The organism is Psychrobacter sp. CX10 (genome assembly GCF_057621575.2).
In genome coordinates, this window is sequence record NZ_CM177736.1 from 2,471,438 (window position 1) to 2,494,565 (window position 23,128).

A 23,128-nucleotide genomic window follows, 5' to 3' on the forward strand; every position below is an offset into this window, starting at 1 on the left:
GCTGTATAAATAGTTATGAACCACGTAAGCGCATCAAGCCTTCTTGTTGCACAGTAGCGACAAGCTTACCGTCTTGCCAGAATTGTCCATGATTTAAGCCTTTTGAGTGTGAGGTCGTATCACTCCACATGTCATAAAGCAGCCACTCATTGATATCAAAAGGACGGTGAAAATGCATAGAGTGATCAATACTAGCCGCCTGTAGACCCTTAGTCATAAAGCTAATGCCATGCGACATCAATCCTGTCCCTACCAAATAATAATCAGACGCAAATGCCAATAAAGCTTGATGAATGGCTAGCGGCTGCTCGCCCAATTCACAGATACGTAACCAATTGGCCTGTTTAGGTTCCATCGGTTCAGGATGGATGGGGTCACGCGGTTTAACGGGTTTAATCTCAACATGTCGTGGACGCATAAAGCGCTCACGTAGTGCAGAGGGCACACTACCGACAAAATGCTCTTTTAGCGACTGCTCTGATTCCAAATCTTCTGGAGGCGGGTAAGCGGGCATGGCCTCTTGATAATCCAGACCGCCTTCCATGGGTGAAAAAGAAGCAATCATAGTAAACACCACTTGTTCGACGCAATTACCCTCTTGATCTTCTTTGATTTGCACAGCATTTACCTCACGAGCAGATAAGCTGCGACCATCCCGCAGTCGTCTCACTTTATAAACAACAGTCTGGTTAATGCTGCCACCACGCAAAAAATACCCGTGCAACGAATGGCAAGGCTTGTCTTCATCGAGTGTATGCGCCGCTGCCATAATTGCCTGACCAAGTACCTGTCCACCAAATATCCGCTTACCCACATAGTCAAAGCTACGTCCTTCATATACATCAGGCTCGATCTCTTTTAACTCCAAAGTATCTAGCAATTGTTCAACAAGCATTCTATTATCAGGCACTCAGTTCTCCAGCAGATATATGCATCATTTTTTTAACATCATAGAGTTTACTATGTTGCCGTATTATACATACGCACAAATATTTATATAAACTGTGCCATTATACTATCGATACACCAAACCATCAATTGTCGTCCTACAATCGCTTATTTTTAAGGCTTAGGTTACTTTATTGTTCAGACAATAGAGCGAAATAATTGGTCTATTATATGTTTATAGATACTTGTAAGTGGCTATAAATGCTTACAAATGGTTATAAATGAATAGTGGTTTGACTTGTCCTGCCTCAGCGGCTATATCAGCATTTAATTTTATTAAGAAGTTTACTTAGACTTTCTCACTGCACACTATGCTATGATAAAACGATTTTAAATAAATTTAGTAACATGATTGTTAAGTTATTAACCGCTTAATCCTTTACACTCATAGTGAATAAATATTTCAGAGAACAAGTGTTTTATTTTTACACAATATATGGCACCATATCCACTTTCAATTATTAGGTTTGACGACAACTTATGCGACCAAATCGTTTGTTACATTCTATTAAAAAGCGTTTAAAAAAACAGCGTCAGTCAGAAGAGAGACGTCGTGACAAAAAGTCTCAGTCTTCTCGCTCGGTAAGCTTCCAAGAGCAAGCGGCACAAGCGACTGCGGCAATCTCACGTTCTGGACGCTCAGTCAATCAGTTTTATCGTATGCTCTCAGGCAAGACACTCGATATAGCCGTCAAGCCAAAAGTTATTGGCGAGCTTCCTGAGGTTATGCCATCCGATGATACCCTAACCTTTTATGTATTACGAGAATACTCGCGCTCCAATAGTATCTTGGTAGATTTACAGACCAAAGAGCATGGGTTTCCGCCGGCACTGGTCGGGGTGGAAGATGAGACGCATCAGATTGATGAGAATGCGGCAGTTATCTTTTTAAGACATCCCAATGCCGATGAGCGTAAGGTATCTCCTCGGTTAGCCAGATTGGTCACTGCGTGTCGTCGGAATCCTGCACCAAAAATTAATCTGGTGCCTGTTTCAATCTTATGGGGCCGTGCTCCAGATAATGAAGACTCTTTATTTAAGTTATTAATGGCCAATAACTGGGAAGATCCATCGGTTATTAAACAGCTGTTTAACATTGGTGTTATGGGCCGTGATACTTTCGTACAGTTTCATTCTCCTATTTGCTTACATAAGATGATTGAGTCTATCTCTGATTCATCATCAACTCATAATAGTGTTGATGACAACGATCTGTCTGCGGCACTCGCTTCAGCGCTTTCACCCGAAAACTTAGACCTCCAAGACTCTGATCTTGAGAGTGATGAAGAAGCGCTATTAACTCAAGCCAAAAAGAACATCGAAACCAAAACATCCAGCTCAACGGCTTTATTAACGGCAGAAGAAGCTAATTTTAGTCTTACCTTATTGGTTCAACATAGTCTTAGTGCGTTTTTGGACAGTCAACGCCAAAGTATGATAGGTCCCGATTTGTCGGACAAGCGCAATATTGTTGAAAAGTTAATTTACTCGCCTGCCATCGAGCATGCTTGTAAGGAAGAAGCCGCACATTCTGATATAAGCATGACAGAAGCTAGAAAATTGGCACGTAACTATGCCAATGAGATTGCAAATGACTATAACTACTCGATCATTCGGTTCTTTTATATATTCTTAAATTGGTTATGGACTCAGCTATACGACGGGGTCGAAGTTCATCATTTTGAAGAAGTCCGAGAGCTTGCCACCACACACGAGATCATTTACGTACCCTGTCATCGAAGCCATGTAGACTATCTACTCCTCGGTTACGTTATCTTTAAAAAAGGCTTAAGCCTGCCTTATGTTGCTGCAGGCGACAATCTTGATGTACCTGTATTAGGCCCATTACTGCGCGGAGCTATTGCCTTTTATATTCGTCGTAGCTTTAAGGAAAACGAGCTTTATAAGGCAGTACTGCGAGAATATATGCATACGCTTATCCAGCGTAACACGCCTATTGAATATTTTATTGAAGGCGGACGCTCGCGTTCAGGTCGCCTTTTACCCCCTAAGCTTGGTATGCTTGCCATGACTGTACATAGTCATTTGCGTAGCTCCAATAGACCTATGGCCTTTATACCGACTTATATTGGTTATGAGCGTCTCATGGAAGGCGGTACATACATTGGCGAGCTTAAGGGCAATCCAAAAGAGTCTGAGTCTTTGCTCGCATTATTAAAGGTAAGTCGTAAAATTGAACGTATCTTTGGTCATGTTCAGTTAAGCTTTGGAACGCCGCTACTTATGGATGACTTCATGCAGAAGTTTGACGTCGCACCCAATAGCCTACCCGCTGACCGCACTGACACACCCCTTGATGAAAAAACCTCAGCCATGGTGGATAATCTGGGTGTAAAAATCATGCAGAACATTAATAAAGCGGCTGTGGTCAACCCGATTTCACTATTATCGCTGGTACTACTCTCTACACCCAAAGCTGCCCTAGATGAAGAGATATGCCGTGATCAAATAGCCCTGTGTCAACGCATCGCCATGCAAGTACCTTACGCTGACAAAACCATCATCACTGATATGGACCCGCATTCAATTATTGATTATGGTATCAAGCTTAAATTGATTGAGCGTACACCGCATATCTTAGGCGATATCATTAAAGTTATGCCTAGACACAATGCGATATTGAGTTATTTCCGTAATAATATTTTGCATGTCTTTATCATGCCCTCTTTTTTAGCTGCGCTGGTATATCGTAACGGTCATATTGAGCGTCAACATCTAGAAGATATTGTTAGTGAACTGTATCCCTTCTTACAAAGTGAGCTTTTTTTATATTGCTCCGCACGTAACTTGCCGCAATTGATTGATAAATCGTTAAAGAGCTTGATTGATCAAGGTGTCATCATTGATATCGGTGATGACATGTTAATCGCACCTGAAAAAAATAGCGAACAATATCAGCAGTTAGATATGCTGGCATCTTCGGTGTCTCAGAGCCTTGAACGTTATTTCATGACGCTAGCATTACTGGCTCAACAAGGCTCAGGAGATTTAACAGCCGAGCAAGTGGTTGATCTATGTCATCTTTTAGGTCAACGCTTGTCAGTACTGTACGCAGATGACATTCCAGACTTCTTTGATCGCGCCCTATTTACAAGTTTTTTAAATGCATTAATTCGATTGGATTATGTGAATAAAGACAAAGCTACGGGGCTGTTAACATTCGACGAACGTATTGATAATATCGCGGTACACGCTAACTATATATTGAACCCTGAAATGATGCTGATTGTAGAGCATGTCGCAAGTTTAAACGATGCCGAAATCGAGCATGCTATTAGCGAGATTAATAATAAGCGCTTAAGCAAATTTAACCGTAAGCGTTAATATTATATGCTCTGTTATTGTGAGATATCAAGCTGACAATTTACTAATCATAGTAAATTTTCTGTGTTAAAAAGAATAGTCAAAGAAGTCTAAAATGGACACAAGGCAACCAAGTGCTAATATAACTCATGTAGGCTTAGTCAGGTTAACACCGTAACTGTTTAGTAGTCCGCTGACTATATAAGTAGCACCTAAGAAGGACAGCATAGGCTGTCCTTTTTGCGTCCAGGATTGCTAACTATCTTGATAGCTATAAAGAAATATCTTTATGAAGTCTCTTAATTGAAAAATTTTGAACCATAGACTTACTAAACCATAGACTCTTTATTTAAAGATACCATTTCCAAGCGGCTGATATTTCTGCATCTTGTGACCCATCAAAACGATCATCTGCATAGTCTACGTTAGCACGGCTGACACTAACATCCAATAACCAACGTTTATCAAGTGCATTGTTTTTTGAATCATATCCGGTCAGTTTAAGCCCAATGGTTCCACTATATGCATCGCTTTTATCATCGTTTAATAGCGTTTTTGTGTCTTTGACTAACCCGTAGTCAGCGCCAATATATGGCGACCAGCGTATCTTATGATTATTAAGCGACCACCAATCCGATGGCGTTGGCTCATAGCTTAAGGTATTACGAAGCGTAATCCCCGTTTCAGCTGCATAATAGGTGTTTTTTATACCACGTACACCTACATAAGTTGAACCCAAAGATTGCTGATTAATACCAAATAGCTGATCATCGCTATATTGAGCTTCTAGCTGATGCGTCATTTGCCAATAGCCTTGCGGTTTAGTCGCCGATCCTAACGAATGCTGATGCGTCAAATATCCAGACAACAACCAGCGCAAATATTCATCGCTTAGCCCTTGCTTAGTAGCAGGGTTATCATGATTACCAATGCCTTGTTCTGCACTTAAATCAACGACCCACGCACCCGATACTACTTTATGAGCGTCATTATTATTGCTGGACACATTTTTGGAGGAGGATTTATTGCTACTGTTAGTTTTTTTATTATTAAATAGCGTTGTTCGGCTAGCACCAATACGAGCGCTGCTAATGGTTGGACTTTGGATATCTATTTTACTACCCAGTACCTCACTATTTACATCATTATGAGCAAGCTGCCCATACACTGTGGAAATACTGTCTTGGTCACGATCAAAGGTATAATCCAATCGCAGGTTGGCTTGCCAGCTATCGCCTGTCTGCTCTAAAGTGGCATTTTCTAAAGGCGTGGTTCGTGTGTACTCATCAGCGGCTAATAAACCTGACCATTGCCACTTACCATTAGGAACGATGCTATAGATACTGGCACTACGGCGCTGATTGTCTTCATCGTAGCCATATTTATTGGTTAAGCTTTGCTGTACAGACACCGATGTAAGATCTGCTTGACCCAGAACGTTACTAATCTTGCCACCAAGCTTTAGTTCATTATGCCCGTAGCTATCATTAGGGTCATAACGCCACTCTAAATCCGTAGTGACGGTATCTATATCACCTTGCTGAGTAACTTTAAGACGTACATCCTGATTGTCTTGTCCTACTGGATAAACATCTAATAATAATTTGCCATCTATCACTCTTTCGGCATTGCTAACAGCTTGATCGAGCGATGACATATTGGCAGGATCACCTATGATACTCCCGAACAATCGATTGGTCGGTAGCGTCGTTTGGTTATCTATGTCTGTAATTTTTCCTACATATACGCGCCAGATAACGGTTGATGGACTAACCGTTTCAGGTTGAATCGATGTTTTGAAATATCCTGCTTCCAGATAAGCTTGTGTAATATCGCGAATCAGCTTATTAGCATCTGAGACTGTGACACAGCGTTTCATATCAGACGCAGGTAAGATCATGTCAGTTGAGATGTGCTCAGCTTGTTGACGTAATTTTGCTTGAGTGGAGCGGCTTAGCTCAGGTAATGAATCTAACTCTATACGTTGCACAGACAGACATTTAAGTCGCGCAGGCATGTTTTCTTGAGGCGACGTGACATCATCGTCAGTAAGGCTTGGATCGGTAGGGTCGCCTGGTTCTGTAAATTCAGTAAGTTGGGTATCTACCGGGTCTTCAACCTGTGTATTTTGCAAAGACTCGATACGTTGCTGCTGTAGCGCCTCCTGCCAGATCTGTTGTTGCTCAATGGGCTGACGTAACGCCTCATTGACATCGACAGGCTGCATAGAAGACTCAGCTATTGGCTCTATCTGTGCCGCAGTATGACCCATTGATGGCAGGATAATTCCTAAAGCGCCAAGACCCATGATATAAGCTAAATGTGGTGATAGGTTCTTAGTCACTGCTGGATGAAATGCACATTGTTGAGAAGATTGCTGTTTATATGACTGATGTTTAAATAAATGAGGCTTAAAGGCAGCACAAATTGCGTAATTTATATATTTTTTACTGTGATTATTAGTGTGACGTTTAGGATGCATAATGGCCTACTGGTTTAAAATTTTAAAAAAACCCATAACTGTCATAATTACGGGCTACATATAGGATTAATATACAATAAGTTGAGGCGTGCAATAATCTAAAGTATATAATGATATAAGTATTATAGGGCGTATTGGCTTTCGTTATCCAATACGCCCTATCCTAAAACTATAGTATGATTATTAAAGCACAATCACTACAGTTTAACACTGGCCTGAGTATTGGCTCTATCTTCATCGTCCCATTCGTAGGTAAAGTCTAGATGAGCTACCTTCTTCAAATCCTCAGCATTACTATTTTTAGTGAGTTTTAAAATTTCAGCAGCATCGAACCCTGCATCCACCCCAATATTATGTACATAATCGTCATTATTGGTCGTACTCACAGTAGCGCCGTTAAGGTTTGAATTAGTCGCATTAATACTCGCGGCATTAACCTGCACATTTTGGCTACCTACAGTTGCTGTAAGCGTATTCGCATTAATGTTTGATTGTTGAGTAACTCGTCTATCATCCACAATAAACTTGGACTTAGCCGCTAAGTTGATAGAAACTAAATCATCAAGATCTGTGGTCTCATCAATGGCATCTAATAATTGTTCAGAGCTAATGCCAGATTTAAGCTCTAAAGAGTTAATACCTATAGAGATGCCTTGATTGATATCTACCTTCTTAACAAGATCTTGCGCCGAATCAATAATCAAGTCATTACCTGCCTCGATGTTAAGGTTATTAGCATCAACATCACCTTGTAGAGTAATATCTTGACCAGCTTCGATGTTCACATTGCCACCGCTGATAGAGCCAAGTTGATGATAACTGCTGTCATCGGTTTCAACAATTAACTGAGCCCCTACACTGGTTGGTATAAAACTCATTCCACTACCGCCACATGAACCACAGCCTGAACCACCACATGATGAGCAGCTAGATCCTTTGCTGCCTTGACTGCCACCAATAAACCCAATATTAGCCCCTACATAGAAGTTGCCTTTATCATTATTAGACACTGCACCGCCGATATCAACATTACCACCTGCATTTGAATTGCTTAAGTCTACATTATCAGCAGTTATATTTACGCCTTCAACCACTAGTCCATTACCTGCACTATTGGCTTCGACGGTCACATTATCTGAATTGATGGTGATTACGCTGGAAGTATTGCTACTTTCATTCACAACACCCAATGCTGCACCAGCATCAATAGAACCAGCATACCCCCCAGAAGCCGCTAAATTAACCCCTTTAGCAGTCCGTATATCTTGGGCAGCTAACAAGTTAACTTGATCGCCTTGTATGTTAACCGTATTAGAATTTATGTTTGCACCAGAGACTTGAGCAAGGCTACCACCGAATATATTTAAGTTACCAGCATTTATAGTAGATATATTCGCTTTAGACCCTTCAATGTCTAAGAAATTAAACCCACCTTTTACTGAAATTGCTGGTGCTACACCACATGACTGAGCTGAGAATGACATGCCAAAAGAGCCATCTAAATAGCCGCCTGCAGACGAGTCCCAAAACTTGTCATTATTTTGACCAATAATGGCAGAGTCTGCATTGACTGTTAAAGAATCTACATCAAAATCATTGGCAATATTAGCGCTGGTATTAGCATCAATATTCACATTGGTTGCAGTAACATTACCTTGAATGGCAGTCGCTTCGCCAGTCTGCTGATACTGATAAGTACCTTTACCGTTAACACCTATCGTAACGCTTTGGAAATCACTAGTCGTGGCGCTAACACTAATTTCTCCACTACCACTATGTGTCGTTACGATTTCTGAATCATAAGCAGCCGTACTGGTATATTCATCAGCGCTAATATTTATGTCATTAGCAGTCATGTTTGTGCCAACATCTAACACTGTATTTTCAGCAGTGATATTGATCGTGTCATCAGCATTTATGCTATTCGCTATCGCCGTAGTATTCTCAGTGACTTTACCAATACCTTGACCCGATATACCGACCGACGCGCCGACTATTGGACTAAGATCAGCAAACACTTTAAGTGCTGCATCACCGCCAGCGATAACATCTCTATCAACGATGCGATCATAGCCTGCTTCGTTAACAATATCGTTAGCTCTCAGATCTACGTTATTACCCGAGATTTGCGTACCTACATTTGTCAACGTGTTGTTAGCATCTACACTAACCTGATTACCGCCACTAACCACTGAATCAACAGCGTCATATTCGTGGTGCTCATTAATAATTTGGTCATGACCAAGGCCGATACCAAACTCTATACCAGTCAATCCACCTGCCACATAGATTTCAGGTCCTGTGCTTCGAATAAGCTTATTGTCAACATTGGTGAGGCCTTCTGCAACTGAAGTGGAGATGTCATTTGCATTGATATTTATATCATTAGTAGCTAAAACTTCAGTACCTTTTAAATCAATTTCTTCGGCCGTTAAGGTAGTGTTTTGACCAGAAAGCTCAACTCCGCGAGTCTCCCCGGTACCTTGTGTAATTATGGTAGTAATACCTTTTAGTCCGCTTGACGCTTCAAAACTAAACTCTTCTAAATCGACTTCGTCATCACACTGCTTACAACCAAATATATTACCTGTTACCTTAGAGGTGTTCACTTTTCGAATATCAAAATTCTCAGTTGTTGTGATATCTGTAGCATTGGCAATATCTGTACTAATTAAACCATTAGCCTCTGTCAGTAATTCGCCATCAGCAATAACGTCACTACCTTCAATAGAAATACTATCAGCAGTTAATTTAACATTATCACCGGATAATACAGACGATTTAGTGCTCTGCTTGTTACGATCTTTAGCAAATTTCAAATTAGTAATATTAAACGCAGAACCGTTGCGTGCTTCAAAATATTCGCTCTCATTTTCAAACTCATGGCTAATCGTTATATCACCTTCGGTATCAAGCGTGATATCGCCACTTGCAGTCATATTAGTAGCGGTAAGAGTGAGATCATTTTTACTGGTCATAGAGACGGTATCAGCAGAAATGTTACTGCCAGTTAGATGCTCTTGGCTATCGTTGTCAATATTGGTTTGACCGCCACCTATACCACCCCAGTATAGAAAGTTCTCATCATTTATTTTCTCATCTTTAGTTTTACTGGCCGTAATCATTAAATCGTTACCGCTGTCAAATTTAGCATCTGCGGCTGTAAACTGTACCCCTTCTAAGCGCAGGTCGGCCCCACTTGTTAAACTAACGTTGTTACCATCAATAGTAGTTAAGTATTCTGTTTGAGTCGACTCCGAAACGGTTTTTTCACCTGTTTTTAGTTTTGAAGTTTCGTTTTTATAACTGTTAATGCTTGATGAAGAGTTTTCCGTAATCAGGCTCTGTGCAGTCAAATTGTTGCCTGCACTCAACGTGATATCACCATCCCCATCAATAGATGTTCCTGCTACCAGCAAATCATCAGTAGAGGACAGACTAATGTCACCTGTTGCCGTTAAACTAGATTTATGGAATTGCTGCGTACTATCTTCTGTTCTTGTCTCGTTGAACCAGAGCCCTTTTTTGTTATGGACTTTGCTAATATCCTTGTTTGTCGTTATCATGCCACTGACATTAATGTTATCCCCAGTCGCTGAAATGGATGTACCTTCTACCTCACTACCTATAATATCGACGCTGTCACCCGCCAGTTCAATATCGCCACCACGTATCGTGGATCCGCTAAAAGATTGATTTTGTTTGTCTGAGGATTTGGTTTGTTTTACCCAATTAGACAGTCTTTCTGTTTTATCTGGAGAATAGTCTCGGTCAAGCTCGACAGTACCACCAATGCTCAATTGAGAATCACCAGTTAAGGATACTGACCCTGCATTAATAGCGCTGTTATCAACTTTTAAATTATTAGCGCTGACTTCAAACGCATCTGTGGCATCAAATTGGCCTTGCAGGGTTTGAGTCGCATTTTCATCTGTATTATGTATACGAATACGACCAGAGTTCATGCTTCCTAGAATTGAACCGTCTAGTGCAATATTGTCCTGAGATTGAGTAATCACATCAGTTTCTAGCGTATCATAATCGACATTAGCTCGGCCTGAAACGAGGTTAATTTCATCTGATGTAGTAATATTGCCATCAATATCAATCGTTGGCGCAATAAGATCTAATCTTCTTGCCTGATCAATATCGCCCTCGATTATGAGCTTATTGTTTTGACGTACACCAACCTCAAAACCCGCCAATCGATCTTCTGCAATAGTCGGTGTACCTACCACTAATGAGGCACGATTGGTATTAATAAAGCCAATATCTTTACCTGTGATACCATTTGGATTGGCTAAGATATAATCCGCCGCCATACCGAATACTTCTTGCTGTCCTAATAAAAGGGACGGGTTGTTAGACACCACTTCATTTAAAATGACCGAGGCCGATTCCGTTAAGTTATTATTGCTATTAAGGTTACCAGCTAACTCAGAGCGACCCGCCTCTAATGAATTGTTTAAAACGGCGCCTGATTTACCCACATTAAAGTCATTATATTGATTGTGAGATAATCCCTGCGAATTAGGGTTTGCAATATTGACGACATCAACGTCACCAACTTGGCTCACAGTTGTATCGCCAAGTGGGTTAATATTATCAGCCATGGCTGATACACTCACCATTGGTATCACTAATGCCATACTTACTGCACTAGCGACACGGCCCTGGGTAGAGAGTTTAAATGTTTTTGTAGTGTTCATAACAGTGCCCTTTTATAATAGAATAATTCACGAAAAGAAAACTAAGATGTCGCTTTTACTAAATCAGATGTCAATCTTTTTAAAATATTTATCCAGCAAGAATGATTCCCACTAAATTTTTTGTAACATTACTGTAATTTTTCTATATATAACAACACTTTAAATCAGTTTAGTAATACTAATAAACAATTTTAGTAATTAAAACAACTTTTTAAGTACTAATTAGTCAATTTTTGTTAATTTACATAAATACACTTATTAACTATTTATTAACTTTTTTGTGCAAAAAAGAGGCACAATTGCTTTCACAATTGTGCCTCTTTAGTATATTACTATTTTAGTTTTTTATCGCATTCAAACTGTTTGACAGTAGAGCTTTTGTACTAAGAATTGATTTTCATAGATTCATCAAACAAACTCAAATTATCGCTAGCCTATGAGGATAACTGATTAGCTAGTAATCTTCTTATATTTCATACGTTTAGGGCCTGCATCATCGCCTAAAGTTTTCTTACGGTAAGCTTCATATTCAGAGTAGTTACCGTCGTACCATACGGGGCCTTCAGGTTCAAAAGCGAGAATGTGTGTGGCAATACGATCTAGGAACCAGCGGTCATGCGACACGACTAACACGGTACCAGGGAATACTTGAATCGCATCTTCTAAAGCACGTAATGTCTCAACGTCCAAATCGTTTGACGGCTCATCAAGTAAAATAACATTAGCGCCCTGTTTGAGCGTCTTAGCCAACTGTAAACGGTTACGTTCACCACCAGATAAGTTGCCTACAAGCTTTTGCTGATCTGACCCTTTGAAATTAAATCGGCCAATATAAGCACGACTTGGCGTTTCATAGTCGCCAACTTTAATAATATCAAGACCATCTGAGACCTCTTCCCATACTGTTTTGTCGTTGTCCAAATTGTCACGCACCTGACCAACATAAGCGACCTTGACACTTTCCCCTAGCTCGACACTACCCGTATCTGGTTCGTCAAGACCTGTCATCATGTTAAATAAAGTCGTCTTACCTGCACCATTTGGACCAATAATACCGACAATAGCCGCTGGTGGCACGTTAAAGCTTAAGTTTTCATATAACAATCTATCGCCAAATGATTTAGAAATATTATTAACTTCAATCACTTTATTCCCCAAGCGTGGACCTGGTGGAATATATATCTCTGAGGTTTCATTGCGTTCTTGGAACTCTTTAGAGTTAAGCTCTTCAAAACGCTGAATACGAGATTTAGACTTCGTTTGTTGACCTTTTTGGTTTTTACGTACCCATTCCAGCTCTTTTTTGAGCGCTTTAGCAAATGATTCTTCTTGTTTTTGCTGCTCTTCTAAACGCTTGTTTTTCTGCTCTAGCCATTCAGTATAGTTACCTTCATAAGGGTAGCCATAACCGCGGTCCAGCTCAAGAATCCACTCAGCCACATTATCAAGGAAATATCTATCATGCGTAATGGCCACGATCGTACCGCTAAAGTTCTTCAAGAACTGCTCTAGCCACGCTACAGATTCTGCGTCTAAATGGTTAGTCGGCTCATCAAGAAGTAGCATATCTGGACGAGATAATAGCAGACGACATAATGCCACACGGCGTTTTTCACCACCCGACAGCTTGCTAACCTCGGCATCCCAAGGTGGTAGACGTAATGCATCCGCCGCTTTTTCAAGCTGAGTGTTTAAATTATGCGCATCCCAAGACTGGATGATGTCTTCCATCTTGCCCTGTTCTTCCGCTAATTTATCAAAATCAGCATCAGGTGCCGCGTACTCTGAATAAATCTCATCTAAACGAGCTAAAGCATCCAACGCTTCACGCATACCGTCTTCAACGTTACCGCGCACATCTTTAGACTCATCTAATTGTGGCTCTTGCGGCAGATAGCCGATTTTGGTACCTGGCTGCGCGCGTGCTTCACCGCTGTATTCTGTATCCACACCTGCCATGATACGAAGTAACGTTGATTTACCTGCGCCGTTAATCCCTAAAACCCCAATTTTAGCACCAGGGAAAAAAGACAAACTGATATCTTTTAAGATTTCACGCTTTGGTGGAACAAGTTTTGATACCTTGTTCATTGTATAAATATATTGTGCCATTAAGACTCCGTTAACCTTAATTGTTCTTATAGAAATATATCTTATATAAAACCATTAAGGAGAATGAAAATAATTATTAAAATATTTGAAAAAATTTTGTAATCGTAGAATGATATTAGGGCGTGTCCCTAATGAATATTAAAACTGTTAATAGTCAATCATCAACATTTAGTAGACATTATCGCATATTGGGTGTCAGTTATCATCTGATGTTACTTTACTTCTTTGTTGCTCAACCTTTTTTGTTTCTTCAATTTCTTTGTTTATTAATCTTCTTTATATCTTAATTTTCTTTGTTTCTTTGTTTTCTTAGTTTATTGGTATGCTTGAGTTATTTATAAACGATGACATTACATTTTGTGAAGAGTTTTAAGAATATGTTTATATAACGTCTACAGACATCGTGTCTGATACACCTTATTATATATACCACTAGTAAAGTAAATTACCATGTACCGTTTGACAATGTTAAATATACTTATTATTAAACTAAATAATTGAACTAAATTATTCGATATATTCAATCAGGAGATACGCATGTCTACTTCTTTAGATATACGACATAATACGCAAGAGAACCGCTTTGAAACTACCCTAGAGGGTCATACAGGTTATATTAGCTACCAAAATCAAGGCGATGTTATTGTTTATGACCATACCATTGTTCCCAAAGCGTTAGGAGGACGAGGTATCGGTTCGTCACTAGTACAACATGCTCTAGAATATGCACAGGAGAATGATAAGAAGGTGGTTCCGCAATGCTCGTTTGTGGCATCTTATATTAATAAACATCCCGAAAAATTCAAAGATCTTGTAGAACAATAAAATCAGAATATAAAAGGGCTTTTGCTAAAAGGCAAACTTTATAGTGGTATCAACTAAATCGTGATTATTTGGAAGTTTAAAGATACAATATAATTTGTATTCCAATCTTATTTTGCATTACATATTTGTATTATTTGATTGATTGGTTTTTAGTATCATCATATATATATTCATATCCATAATTGTATCCATCAAAGGGATTATCTTTTTTTAGCCTGACAGAATTATGTGGGAGAGTTAAATGAGTCACTTGACAGATTCTCAAATAGAAATACAGCTACAAGATCTAAAAGGCTGGACAAGAGATGGCAATGCCATTGTTAAAACGTTTGAATTTAACAACTTTGTAGAAGCCATAAGCTTTATGATGGAAGCCGCTTTTCACGCTCAGGATATTGAGCATCATCCTGACTGGCGCAACTATTACAATAAAGTTCATGTACGATTGACTACCCATGATCTGCGAGGCATATCTAGCCATGATATTCGTTTGGCAAAACGTATGCAGCAAATTGCTTCTTCTAAGGCGTCTTAATCTCTATAGCATTCTGAGTCAACTCTAATTATTCGTAGGCTAATATTCTGTGGCAAATTTTAATACCCACCTCACTGGCGGCTTTGCTGTCAGTGCGGTTTTGGGTTTGGCAATTTATAAAGCTGGTCTTATTGATTCAAATGAATTCTTGGTATGTGTACTCATAGGTACGATTGGTGGTTTGTTACCTGATATCGATTCAGATAACTCGACGCCTACACGTATGGGGTTTAACCTATTATCTCTGGCGCTGGCATTTGCATTGGTGATTCATTGGCGAAGTGAATTATCGCTATTATCAATGGTACTGTTATGGGTAGCAGGATATGTGTTTGTACGTTATGCAATCTTTGCCTTATTTGCAAAATTAACCACACATCGCGGTATTATTCATTCAGTACCTTATATGGCAGCATTGGCGCTTGCTTTAGTCAGTTTCAACTATTATCTATTAGATACTCCGTCGGCTACCAGCTGGTTTTATGGGGTGTTCTTATTTATAGGCTCAATGATTCATTTGAGTTTGGATGAGGTATATAGCGTTGATTTATTGAATAACCGCCTAAAGCGCTCCTCTGGTACCGCTATGAAGTTTTACAAAGATTCGCAGCGATTTTACTATTTGGGTTTATACGCTATATTATTTCTATTTATATTTATTTCGCCCCCTGTTGAGGCATTTACAAATAAAGTCTCTGATCCCATAACGTGGTGGCTGCTCAAAGACTCTTTACTGCCAGAGGTGCTTAAGCGCTAAGTTTTGGCTCAGCTTAATGGCTGGCTTTAATGCTTAGTTTAATGGCTGGCTTTAACGCTTTAAGTCAGTATCGTATTTTTAGGATAATGGCTTTTAAGTATTAGCTTTTTACCTTTACAGTCAAGCTAGTAGAAGCAGACTAGTAGCAGTAGATTAGTATGTAAATTAGTAACAGTAGACTCGTAGATTTAAGGCTGTGATTCCGCCAGTTCCGGTAGCAGTTCAGGTATGGGTAAACCTTGACGAACGAGCTCAGAATAACGGTAACTATTGTTATTCTCACTATTGCTCAGATTAGCAACCTTTGGATTGATATGAGATTTTTCATACCACTCCTTTATGTACCAACTAGTATTCGGTAGCAAATTATTGTCATACAAATAGTTTGGCACATAGCCTGAGACTAATATTCGGATATCATGCGGAAACTGTCCATCAGTGGCGGCACGTGCAAAGTTAAAAAGCACTGTCGTACAATTTCTAACAAGCGTGTTATACCAAGTGGCTTCCTTATTTAGCGCGTCAGCAAGCTGTAAATAGTTGGTAAAAAATTCGCGTGTCTGTTCGCGGGAGATGTTTTCAATTGGAAACATATACACTTGCTCCCCGCGTATGTTTGAGCGCGTATATACCATATCGCGCTCTTCGGAGGCCACCAATACCATTTCAAACTGTTTGACAAACCCGCCAAATGCAGAAAACGACTCATCTTCTTCTTTACGAATCTCTATAGAGAAGCTTAATGGCCGATCATCTTCAAACCTAAAGCTTAATAAAGTATGCCCAATCGGCTTACCCATCCAGTAGGAATTGATGATATCCACACCACTTAATTTATTTAGATCTACAGTACGCTCGGTCCAGCGCTCGTTAGTGACCACATCGATTCGCTCCCCTTCAACGGAGGTTTTATTAGCTACTTTATAATAATAGGGCTCATTTGGCTGGACTAGAGTTTGACTATGTTCTGAACGTTTCCATTCAAAATCACGTACATTTTTTAGCGTTATGAGATTGGGATTATTGGCATCTTGAGTATAGGTGACTTTTTTACTTACCTCAGCTTGCCACGGTCTACTATCTTTTGCAGGCAACCATATAAACCATGCCAGTAGCATTAGCCACAGTACGGCTGCACCCATAAGCCACTTTAAAAAGGTAGCAAAACGTTTATAATACCCTCGTAATAAGAACACAGTTAAAGCGGAAACGAGCAGCACAGCCAGCCATTTTAAAATTGAATTGAATCCCAAATGTACCCACAGTACCAGACCTGCCCACACCCCACATAATAGTATTATTGATGACACAACTGTTTTAATTAGTGATGTCCCAAGACGTGACATGGGTGACGGTGTTGGTAGTAAGCGTTTAGTCAGTGGCTTACTTGAACTCGGCATCGTTTATTACTTCCTCAGCTATACAATACGTTAGTCAATATTTTAATTAATATGTTAATTAGTCATCTAATAAAATTAATCAATAAGTCATTTAATGAATGATCAAAACCGTCAGTTTATACCAGCCGTTGACACTTAGCAGTAAAGCGTCACAGTGACAATACAAATTTGCAGACAAAATACTGGGGTTTGGCGTTGAATATCGCTGTGCCTTGGGATACAGTGAGAACATTAAATTACGATACGAGGTAAAACTTATCCATGTCCGATGATAACTCTGGTAACTCCAGTTGGTCCATGCGAGGATTGAAACGCTGGCTTAACACCGCTCCTGAAACCCGAGACGAGCTTATTAAGCTTGTACAAGATTCTCGCCAGTTTTTAGAACCTGATACTGTAGATATGCTTGAGGGTGTTCTTGACTTGCCCGCCACTCAAGTTCGTGAAATCATGACGCCACGACCACAGGTTGAAGGCGTACATGAAAACGACAGTTTGACAGACATCATGGATATGATTCTTGATACCAGCCATTCCCGTTATCCTGTTTTTGACAGTCAGGATGATGACGCCGTCATAGGCATCTTACTAGGTAAAGACCTGATTCCTCTGCTGGTAAATTTAGTCCGTGATAAAGAACAAGACATCAACTCTTTTCGCTTAAAGTCTTTGGTACGTCAACCCTTATATATCAGCGAAACCGCACGCTCTGATACTTTGCTTCGCTCTCTTCAGCGTACGCAAGTGCACATGGCTGTTGTGGTTGATGAGTTTGGCAATATGGTTGGCGTGGTGACTATGGAAGATCTATTAGAAGAGATTGTTGGCGATATTGTTGATGAGCACGACAACTTTGATGAAGACAGTGACATCAATAACATTATTGCGCATCCCGATAAACCAAATACATGGATTGTTCAAGCATCAACATTGATTGAAGACTGTAATGAAGAGCTGCACACTTTATTTGATGATACCGATGTCGACACTATGGGTGGCCTTGTGATGCAAGAACTTGGTGATGTTGGTGATTTAGAAGGCGAAATAGTCACGACGCAAGGATGGCAGATATCTGTCATTGATGTTGATGGTAGATTTATAAAAGCTTTAGAGTTAACCCCTTTAGATGAGGCGCCCTTAATTGATTAGTTACGTGACCAATATTCGTATTACATATGGTTGCACTACCTATGCTCATATTATTAAAACCATAATAATAGCATTCGTAGCGGTAGTAGCAACCTTAATGACCAGTGCCTGCTCCTCAGTGGCCACTGAGTCTCCTACATCAGCAAGCTCAGTACCTGTATTGGACAATGAGCCTTTAAATGCACCCGTAATTGCCTTGGTACTCGGCGGCGGCGGTGCTAAGGGATTTGCACATATTGGCGTAATTAAAGCTTTGGAGGCGAACAACATAACCCCTGATCTTGTCGTGGGTACCAGTGTGGGTAGCTTTGTGGGTAGTATATATGCCAGTGGCAAATCTGCTGCTGAGTTAGAACGCTTAGCACTAAACACGCCCGATAGCGCTTTAACAGATTTGACCTTGTCCTATCAAGGGGTTATCGAAGGCAAAAAACTGCGACAATTTGTTAACAATCAGGTAAATCATTTACCTATCGAATCCTTCCCCATTCAGTTTGCAGCGGTGGCAGCTGAGAAACATACTTATAAAAAAGCGGTGTTTAATAAAGGAGAAGCAGGTCTTATTGTTCAAGCCTCAAGTAGCGTACCTAACTTGTTTATTGCACCGCGCATACCTGATCCAGCTACTTCAAACGTTATTGGTAAAAAGTACATAGATGGGGGTGTCGTCAGCATCGTGCCTGTTGATACGGCACGTTCGCTAGGCGCTGACATGATAATTGCGGTTGATCTACAAGTAAATACGGGACCAACTTCTCAAAAAAGCGTTAGTTCAGCACTACTAAATAACCTACGACTAAGTATGAGTGACAAAACCTTATGGACACTACTTGAGCAAGGTTACACTACTTATCTGAATGAATCCAAAAACAACTCAAGTTTCAATAACAATCCCAATTTTCACGACTATTATCAGCAGAACAAAGATGAGATATCGCGGGCTGATATCATTATTAGACCAGAGGTTTCTCGTATCGGTCCTTTAAACACATCAGATCGTGCCGAAGCCATTGCCGCAGGTGAAGCGGCTGTACTTAAGCATCTACCGGCTATTATTGATGGCATTGAAGAAGCTCAGATAAAACATCGAAGAAACTAAAGTTCTGTGTCAGTCGCTAAAATGCTTTCTATAAAGTGGTTTCTTTGGAAGGCTATTCGATAAAGTGCCTTTACACAAAATACTACTTCCATATAATGATAGTCCCATAAAATGCTAGGCCCATAAAGCGATAGTCGTTAAAGAGTCAGTCATTAAAGCGCTATTCGTTTAAGAGCTATTCACTAAAAAAGCTTAGATAAAAAAATAACCCACGACAGCAGTGCCGTGGGTTATTTTTTTTAGAAATAACTTTATGAGACTATCTAACCAATGCACGGTACTTAACGACAGCGGTCTCATCAACGCCAAGACCCTCAATAGTCCAGCGTAAACTTTTATAGTATTCTAAAGGTACTTCTTTAAGCTCACCACCAATTCGGCCTCGTAAAGGCATATGGTTAAAGTTAGTCCCATCAATGCTCGCCTCAGCTGTATTCGGTACAACTTCACCCAATAGCTTCACCTCATTAGGAATACTCATATAAACATCCATCGAACCCACTCGATCCGTGCTTTTATTAGTAAAGTAGCTGTGATACTCGATGACGTTCCCTTTGCGCAAACGTGTATTAGCACTAACTGGCTGTAGTACTGCACGCCCTTGCGAATCAACACTTACCAAAGCAGCGACTGTACGGGTTTCAATATTTGTAGCGGTGTTATTAGTCCCAATAGCTTGAGCGTTCTGTATACTGCTTGGATTATTGAGCTCTGGTTCAGGTGTCGGTAGCATCGCATGAGCGCTGATGCTACCCATTAACAATGTTGATGCCAATGCAAAACCGCCTAACAAATTTGAGGTAGGTTGAGTAGATGATAGATTAAGGTTCATAAATTCGGCTTCCTTATTATGATTAGATTTATTTTAAAATCAGTCTTTTGTATTAAGTTTAATGCATTTAGTCTATAGCATAAGACCAGACCACACTTACATAGTTTTTGAGCTTAAAAATAGTTTTCGAGCTTAAAATTGGAGTGGTGTCGTTTCACAGTAACAACTCTATAGTAACGACTCAATAGTAACGACTATAGGCTACAACGGCTTTACTAGAATTAACACCCTTACTAATTAATACTACGACAAATTCGCGTAATTATCTGTATTAAGTCAGTTTCTAAGCCCTTACTGTAAAATAAAGATGGCTCAAGTTATGATTTTTTGTTATCGTTAAAGCTTTAATTAACGCCTATAATCTTAGGCTTTTAGTCCGCTCTCTTCTGTGATTTTTTATGAAAGATACTGCCATGCCACGAATAACGCCTGATTATGTACATTGGTTTCGTAATTCCGCCCCTTATATCAACACACATCGAGGTAAGACATTTGTCATTATGTTTGGTGGTGAAGCGGTCAATCACTCAAACTTTAGCAACTTAATTCATGACTTTGCGCTCTTGCACAGCTTAGGTATCAATTTGGTATTGGTTCATGGGGCTCGGCCACAAATTGAAAAAAACCTAAACGGTTTAAATATAGAATCTCCCCTACATAACAATATTCGTGTCACGCCGAGAGAAGCCATGCCAGCAATATTAGAGGCAGTTGGCGCTATTCGTTTGCAAATTGAAGCCCAGCTTTCAATGGGTCTGGCTAATTCACCCATGTACGGTTCACGTATTGACGCCGTTTCAGGTAACTTTGTGACTGCCAGGCCATATGGAGTTCGTCATGGTGTGGATTACCAAATGACTGGAGAGGTCCGCTCAATCGATGTTGAAGCGATAAAAAACAATCTCATTCACAATCATATTGTGGTACTTGGCTCAATGGGATACTCAGCCACAGGTGAGGTATTTAACTTACTGGGTGAAGATGTGGCATTAAAAGCTGCTATAGCGTTAGATGCTGATAAATTGATATTTTTAGGTGGTGAAACCGGTATAAACGAAGAAGGTCGATTACTTCATGCCATGATACCTAATGAAGTTGATCGTTTTTTACGCGACCGCGACCTGAGCCGCGAGATTTATCATTTTTTACACTGCGCTGGTCAAGCTTGCCGTGAAGGTATTCATCGCACGCATATTATCTCCTATGCTCAAGATGGCGCACTATTAGAAGAATTATTTACCCGTGATGGTTCTGGCACCCTTATTAGCCACGACCCTTATGAGGAAATACGCCACGCTAATATTGATGATGTGGTGGGGCTTATTGAGCTTTTATCTCCCTTAGAAGAACAGGGGATTTTAGTTCAAAGATCACGTGAACGTCTTGAACAAGAAATAGAATCGTATAGTGTGATTGAACGCGATGGGATGATACTAGGCTGCGCAGCACTGCATCCTCTTGATGAGTATTCTGCAGAAGTGGCTTCAATTGCTATCCATCCAGACTATAGAAATGGCAGCCGCGGTGCAGATTTATTAGCATTCTTAGAGCAGCAGGCACGCAGTCATGGGCGTCATACTTTGTATGCATTGACGACGCGTACCGCACACTGGTTTGTTGAACAAGGATTTGAAGAAGTCGCTGCAGACGCTCTACCTGAGCCGCGCAAAACTGCTTATCATAACGGTCGCAATTCCAAAATTTTTAAAAAGACGCTTTAAACGTGACATTACCATTTAGTAGTTCGCTGACTATATACAATACTGTATCTTAATTCACTAACTATTATTTTATTAAATTTCTGATATAAAAAAGCCTGCATCATTGCAGGCTTTTATTTTTTAGATCTAATCTAAAGTTAAATATAGTCAAAGAACTTTAAAGTAGTCACAAGGCAACCGAGTGCAAGTACTACTAGGGTAGGCTTAACGAGGTTAACACCGTGACTCTTTATAAGTTCGCCGACTATACTTAGATTTAAGCACTTAAAACACTTAAGTAACAGCTTTTACTATAATTCGAGCTTTTACTATAATTCGAGCATTTACTATAATTTAAGCATTTACTGTATAGCAGGCGCATCTTTAGGATTAACTTCTAGCATCTCAACTTTAAAGATTAAGGTACTATTTGGATCAATACCAGGGCTACCTGTTTCGCCATAAGCAAGGTCTGCAGGAATATAAAGCTCATAAGTACCGCCTTCTTTCATAAGCTCTAAACCTTCACTAAATCCAGGAATCATTCCTTGGACAGGGAATACAACAGGCTCACCACGATCGTAGGAGCTATCAAACACGGTACCATCAATTAATTTACCTTCATAGTTGATCTTAACCATGTCACTTGCCGTTGGTGACTTACCTGAGCCTGCAGTCAATACTTTATACTGCAATCCAGAATCAGTTTGTTTAACACCTTCTTTTGTCGCATTATCCGCTAAAAATTTGTCGCCTTCTTGCTTATTAACAACAGCAGCTTGTTGCATTTTTTCCATCATTTCTGTTTGTTTGCGCTGCTGATAACTCATAACAACTTCTTGCATTTGTTCTTCAGTCAATGCCGCTTCTATATCGTTATAAGCATCTCTAAACCCTAATTCAAAGGTATCTAAGTCAAGGTCATCAACCATTTCTTTGTTACCTTCAGCCATCATATAACCAATGCTATAGCCTACTTTCTCAAGCTCTGAGCTGTTTTCAGTAACGGTAGCAACGGTGCCATTTGCCTCAGGATTATTTCCATTATTAGCACAAGCTAAAGCCATAGAGCTAAGAAGTGTTACGGCAATTGCCTTTGAGGCTAGTGTTTTATTCATAAATCGATCTCTGTTAAATTAAAGAATAAGTGAATTGAGGTTAAAAGTCTTAGAGTTAAAAGTAAAGTATTTAAATAAAAAGTACTGTAATTAAGGTTATACAAGTTAAGAGGTTATTAAAAGTATTGGATTTACAAA

The 23,128-nt window shown here is 39.9% G+C and carries 14 protein-coding genes; 7 read left to right on the forward strand and 7 right to left on the reverse strand.

The features are described from left to right. Positions 1-13: 13 nt before the first annotated feature. On the reverse strand, positions 14-895 hold the full coding sequence (locus tag AC21OH_RS09985) for an acyl-CoA thioesterase (protein WP_486536581.1): 882 nt from the start codon (positions 893-895) through the stop codon (positions 14-16). Between the two features lie 533 nt (positions 896-1,428). Between AC21OH_RS09985 and plsB the strand changes: the two genes are divergently transcribed. Then, on the forward strand, positions 1,429-4,293 hold the full coding sequence (gene plsB, locus AC21OH_RS09990) for a glycerol-3-phosphate 1-O-acyltransferase PlsB (protein WP_487370032.1): 2,865 nt from the start codon (positions 1,429-1,431) through the stop codon (positions 4,291-4,293). Positions 4,294-4,621: 328 nt separating this feature from the next. On the opposite strand, the gene AC21OH_RS09995 is transcribed toward plsB, so the two are convergent. From AC21OH_RS09995 to ettA, 3 genes are all read right to left on the reverse strand, one after another. Further along, entirely contained in the window at positions 4,622-6,754 is a 2,133-nt protein-coding gene (locus AC21OH_RS09995) for a ShlB/FhaC/HecB family hemolysin secretion/activation protein (RefSeq protein ID WP_487370033.1), read from the reverse strand. 197 nt (positions 6,755-6,951) lie between these two features. Next, positions 6,952-11,463 carry a two-partner secretion domain-containing protein gene (locus AC21OH_RS10000; protein WP_487370034.1) on the reverse strand — a complete coding sequence of 1,504 codons (4,512 nt, stop codon included), beginning with the start codon at positions 11,461-11,463 and terminating at the stop codon, positions 6,952-6,954. Positions 11,464-11,913: 450 nt separating this feature from the next. Next, positions 11,914-13,575, reverse strand: coding sequence for an energy-dependent translational throttle protein EttA (gene ettA, locus AC21OH_RS10005; RefSeq protein WP_487370035.1), 1,662 nt, complete (start codon positions 13,573-13,575; stop codon positions 11,914-11,916). A 537-nt stretch (positions 13,576-14,112) separates the two neighbouring features. Here ettA and AC21OH_RS10010 point away from each other — a divergent pair. The 3 genes from AC21OH_RS10010 (at position 14,113) to AC21OH_RS10020 (ending at position 15,692) form a co-directional block, all read left to right on the forward strand. Then, entirely contained in the window at positions 14,113-14,400 is a 288-nt protein-coding gene (locus AC21OH_RS10010) for a GNAT family N-acetyltransferase (RefSeq protein ID WP_487370036.1), read from the forward strand. Positions 14,401-14,641: 241 nt separating this feature from the next. Beyond that, entirely contained in the window at positions 14,642-14,935 is a 294-nt protein-coding gene (locus tag AC21OH_RS10015; protein WP_486536783.1) for a 4a-hydroxytetrahydrobiopterin dehydratase, read from the forward strand. A gap of 49 nt (positions 14,936-14,984) precedes the next feature. Next, entirely contained in the window at positions 14,985-15,692 is a 708-nt protein-coding gene (locus tag AC21OH_RS10020; RefSeq protein ID WP_487370037.1) for a metal-dependent hydrolase, read from the forward strand. A 188-nt stretch (positions 15,693-15,880) separates the two neighbouring features. Here the strand turns inward: AC21OH_RS10020 and AC21OH_RS10025 are convergent, their stop codons facing one another. Then, complete coding sequence (locus AC21OH_RS10025) at positions 15,881-17,092, reverse strand: lipoprotein N-acyltransferase Lnb domain-containing protein (RefSeq protein WP_487370038.1); 1,212 nt, start codon at positions 17,090-17,092, stop codon at positions 15,881-15,883. Positions 17,093-17,353: 261 nt separating this feature from the next. Between AC21OH_RS10025 and AC21OH_RS10030 the strand changes: the two genes are divergently transcribed. Together AC21OH_RS10030 and AC21OH_RS10035 are read left to right on the forward strand one after the other, a co-directional pair. Beyond that, the gene (locus tag AC21OH_RS10030; RefSeq protein WP_486536780.1) at positions 17,354-18,241 is read left to right on the forward strand and encodes a CBS domain-containing protein; all 888 of its coding nucleotides are present in this window, start codon (positions 17,354-17,356) and stop codon (positions 18,239-18,241) included. Next, positions 18,234-19,340 (forward strand): patatin-like phospholipase family protein, encoded by a 1,107-nt coding sequence (locus AC21OH_RS10035; RefSeq protein WP_487370039.1) that lies wholly within the window; start codon positions 18,234-18,236, stop codon positions 19,338-19,340. Before AC21OH_RS10030 ends, AC21OH_RS10035 begins: the two co-directional genes overlap by 8 nt. 259 nt (positions 19,341-19,599) lie before the next feature. On the opposite strand, the gene AC21OH_RS10040 is transcribed toward AC21OH_RS10035, so the two are convergent. After that, a complete protein-coding gene (locus tag AC21OH_RS10040; RefSeq protein WP_486536778.1) occupies positions 19,600-20,172 on the reverse strand; it encodes a hypothetical protein in 573 nt (190 codons plus the stop codon). A 398-nt stretch (positions 20,173-20,570) separates the two neighbouring features. Between AC21OH_RS10040 and argA the strand changes: the two genes are divergently transcribed. After that, positions 20,571-21,893 carry an amino-acid N-acetyltransferase gene (argA, locus tag AC21OH_RS10045; RefSeq protein ID WP_486536777.1) on the forward strand — a complete coding sequence of 441 codons (1,323 nt, stop codon included), beginning with the start codon at positions 20,571-20,573 and terminating at the stop codon, positions 21,891-21,893. 341 nt (positions 21,894-22,234) lie between these two features. Here argA and bamJ read toward each other — a convergent pair whose 3' ends face one another. Further along, on the reverse strand, positions 22,235-22,990 hold the full coding sequence (bamJ, locus tag AC21OH_RS10050) for a BamJ family beta-barrel-assembly machinery protein (RefSeq protein WP_486536776.1): 756 nt from the start codon (positions 22,988-22,990) through the stop codon (positions 22,235-22,237). Positions 22,991-23,128: the final 138 nt, after the last annotated feature.